The organism is Cupriavidus basilensis (genome assembly GCF_029335485.1).
Classification (GTDB): domain Bacteria; phylum Pseudomonadota; class Gammaproteobacteria; order Burkholderiales; family Burkholderiaceae; genus Cupriavidus; species Cupriavidus basilensis_E.
Map to the genome: position 1 here is coordinate 1 of NZ_JARJLM010000310.1, position 3599 is coordinate 3599.

The window sequence follows — 3599 nt, forward strand, 5'->3', positions numbered from 1 at the left end:
CGTCCGCGTTCACCCGAAACTCGCCATAGCGCGCTTTCTCGAACCGTTCGCCCTGCCCTTCCTGGAAAAAATACGCATCCGTCGATACCTGGACCTGCACGCCGCCCCAGCGCGACGGCACGGTCTGAAAGCGCAGCAACTGTTCGCCGGGCACCAGCGGTTCACCGGCATGCAAGCGCACCAGCGTCGCTTCGCCCCGCGCGTCGCGGCGGATCACCGCGACTTGTTCCCGCGCCGGCGCCATGTCCTGCTGCTGGCGCGCCGCGCGAATGGCGTCGGCGATCGCAAAGTTGAGCGCCATGTAGTCGCCTTGCATCAGCGAGCGCGGATCGACCGGCGCGAGCCGCAGATACACCGTGTCACCATGCGCCAGCAACCGCTCCTTGCTGCCGACGGCAACCGCGGCCAGCCCCAGCGTGAGCACCCAAGCCAGCCATATCCAGCGTTTCATGCCTGCCTCCCTGCGCCGTCGCGGCGCGTCAGTCCCATGCGCAATGCCAGTACCGCCAGGCCGGCGCCCGCCAGCGTGGCGGACTTGATCAGCAGCGTCCAGTGCAGCGCACTGTAGTACCAGATGAAGCCGCCGCCGAGCGCGGCAATGGCCAGGCCCAGCCAGGGCAATGAGCCGCGCCGCAAGGCCAGCCCCAGCGCCAGCGCGGCGGCGACCACCGCCGGCGCGCCGGCCAGCAGCGCGCTGAACAGGATGGCGCCGAGTAGCGCGGCCAGGCGCACTGCCGGGCGTAGCCGCAGGCGGCCCGACTCGGCAAGCACGAAGGCGGCGAGCACCGCGCCGCACAGTGCGCCGGCTACCCAGTAGGCGCCGGTGTGGCGTCCGGTGTCGGCGTCGAACAGCAGTGCGTAGGGTTGGCCGATCCCGGTGACGAACACGGCAGCGCCAAGCGCGAACAGCAGCGTGGCATCCGCCGCGGCTTCGATCCAGCCGTAGAGACCCGCCGCGCAAAGCCGCGCTTCCGCGAGCACGAAGCCGGTCAGCAGCGTCAGGGCGAGCGGCGCCAGCCAGCCCAGCGCAAAGCTCAACGATTGCCAGGCATGGTGCAGGCCCGGCATCATGGCCAGGTGCAGCGCGAGCGCCACGCCGGTCCATACGCCCAGCGCCGCCAGGAAGCGATGCAGCCGGTTGGGCACCAGCGCGTATAGCACCGCCTGCAGCAGCGCCAGCGAGCCCCAGAAGGCCGCGGATTCGAGCAGGCGGCTGCCGTCGTAGATTGCTCCGGCACCGTACACCAGCAGGCCCTGGCCGCTCAGGCTGATGGCCAGCGCGAATTGCTCGAGCGCCGTACCGCCTGCGCGCCGCCGGTACAGTACCGCCGCCAGCGCGATCATCGCGGCGCCGCAGAACGCGATCGCCGCGCCGTTATCACGCGCGGCGACAAATACCGAGCCGAGCAGGAAGACGAGAAAGAACACGGCGCCAAGCCAGCCCGCCAGCCCCATCAGCAAGCGTACCGCCCATGGTGTGCGGGCTTGCGCTGGCGCGGGCTGCCCCTGCACCAGCCCGCGCGCGGCGAGTTCCTGCCACAGCGCCTGTACCGCGAGACGATCGCTGTTCATGCCGGCTCCCCCTTGCTTGCGCCATCCGGCGTGCCACCCGCGTCGGCCGGACCGTGCTGCCGGTAGGCGCGCAGCAGCCACGTCGCCGCCGTGGCGGACAGGCCGATGGTCAGCAGCCCCAAAAGCAGGAAGGCGCCGAAGCCCGCCCGGTTGACATCCAGCAGCAGCCGCGCCACCGCGGTGACCAGCACCACGATGCCGGAAAAGCTGGCCAGGCTGAGCGCAACCACGTCGAAGGCGCGCAGGCGGAACCAGGCAAGCAGGCCCCCCAGCGCCAGCAAGGCGATGCCGAACATGGCGGGGTCGAAGCGATTGTGCAGGATGCTGCCAAGGCCCAGCCAGCCGGCATACCCGCACGCCAGCGCGGCAAGGATGCGCGCGCCGGCCAGCCCGCGAAAGCCGAAGACCGGGGCCAGGGCGCACAGCGCGAACCAGCATGCCAGTTGCAGCAGGGCGGCGCCCAGCAGCAGCAAGGTGGTCGCGCGCTCGCTATCGGGCCTGAACAGCAGGTCGAACATGCCGCCCACCCCGAGCCGGACGCTGAGATACCGCAGCAATGCCACATTGGCCAGCACGATCACCAGCCACCAGTGCGGCGCCGCGCGCGCCGCCAGCGCCCATGGCACCGCGAGCAAGGCCCACAAGGCGAACAGTTGCCAGGCGTCGGCGCCGCTCTGGTAGACCTGCCCGATCACCGCCAGCAATACGCCGGCCACCACCTGGGCGCCGCACAGCGCGGCGCGGCCCGCCATGTCGGCGGGCGGGCGCAGCAAGGCGAACGCGGCCAGCAAGCTCAAAGCGCCGGCAAGCAGACCGAACTTGGCGAACTTGTGCAGATCCTGCCAGTTGAAGGCGAAGAACACGATCACGCCGGCACACAGCAGCGCCGCGCCCAGCGCCAGCAAGGCGCGGTCGAGCCAGGTTCGCCAGCCGCCCGCATCGGGCTCGGTCGGCGGCCAGGCCGTGGCCACGCCGTCGGCGCCGAGCAGGCCCTGCTCGCGCCAGTCGGCCAGTGCCTGGCGCACGGCTCGCCGGGCTTGAAAGCTTTGCATTGAGGATGGCTGCATGAAAGCCCCATGTGATGGATACGCCAGTGCACTGTAGCAAAGGCGCGCGCCCCGCGCAGCTTGGCACGACGCTGGCGGCAAGGCGCGGCATCCGCGCCCGCCGCCGCTTTGCCGCCGTGGCCCGGCCCGGTATGCTGTGCGTTTTTCCAATCCGGCCGCGCCCGGCCCGCCTGCCATGACCCTAGGTATCCTTGCTGCCATTCACGATGAAGTCGACGGCCTGGTGGCCGCCATGCGCCACGACGACGCGCGCGCCACGGTGCAGCGCATCGGCATGCGCGACTATCACGTCGGCCACCTGTACGGCCAGCGCTGCGTGCTGGTGCTGGCGCGCATGGGCAAGGTGGCCGCCGCGGCCACCACGGTGACACTGATCCGCGAGTTCGGCGTGGACGAGATCGTCTTCACCGGCCTGGCCGGCGGCATCGGCGCCGATACGCGGGTGGGCGACGTAGTGGTAGCCGACCGCACATTGCAACACGACCTGGACGCGCGCCCGTTCTTCGGGCGGCATGAAGTCCCGCTGCTGGACCGCGCGGAATTCCCCACCGACCCCGCCCTGACCACCGCGCTGCGCGAAGCCGTGTCCGGCTATCTGCGCGAAGACCTGCCGGCCTCGGTACCGGCCGATGTGCTGGCCCGCTTTGGCGTCGGCGCGCCGGCGCTGCACGTGGGCATGATCGCCAGCGGCGACCAGTTCATCGGCTCGCCCGCCGCCGCGGCCGAATTGCGCGAACGCCTCCCCGGCGTGCTGGCGGTGGAAATGGAGGGGGCCGCGGTGGGACAGGTCTGCCATGAATATGGCGTGAAATACGCGGTGATGCGGACGTTATCGGATCGGGCCGACGATACCGCGCACGTGGATTTTGCTGCGTTCCTGACCGAGGTTGCCAGTCATTATTCGAGCGGGGTATTGAAGCGGTTTCTGGAGACGAGATAATCTGCAGGCGTATCTGGAGG

4 protein-coding genes are annotated in these 3599 nt (G+C 70.2%); 1 reads left to right on the top strand and 3 read right to left on the bottom strand.

What is annotated here, in order from left to right:
• From P3W85_RS18095 to P3W85_RS18105, 3 genes are all read right to left on the bottom strand, one after another.
• Positions 1-451: GDYXXLXY domain-containing protein (locus P3W85_RS18095; protein ID WP_276265804.1), on the bottom strand; the 451-nt coding region annotated here is incomplete at its 3' end.
• Positions 448-1572, bottom strand: a complete 1125-nt coding sequence (locus tag P3W85_RS18100) for a DUF4401 domain-containing protein (RefSeq protein WP_276265805.1) — start codon at positions 1570-1572, stop codon at positions 448-450. The genes P3W85_RS18095 and P3W85_RS18100, both read right to left, overlap by 4 nt.
• Entirely contained in the window at positions 1569-2624 is a 1056-nt protein-coding gene (locus P3W85_RS18105) for a DUF2157 domain-containing protein (protein ID WP_276265806.1), read from the bottom strand. Before P3W85_RS18105 ends, P3W85_RS18100 begins: the two co-directional genes overlap by 4 nt.
• A 190-nt stretch (positions 2625-2814) precedes the next feature.
• On the opposite strand from P3W85_RS18105, the gene P3W85_RS18110 reads away from it, so the two are divergent.
• The gene (locus P3W85_RS18110) at positions 2815-3579 is read left to right on the top strand and encodes a 5'-methylthioadenosine/adenosylhomocysteine nucleosidase (RefSeq protein WP_276265807.1); all 765 of its coding nucleotides are present in this window, start codon (positions 2815-2817) and stop codon (positions 3577-3579) included.
• The last annotated feature ends 20 nt before the right edge of the window (positions 3580-3599 follow it).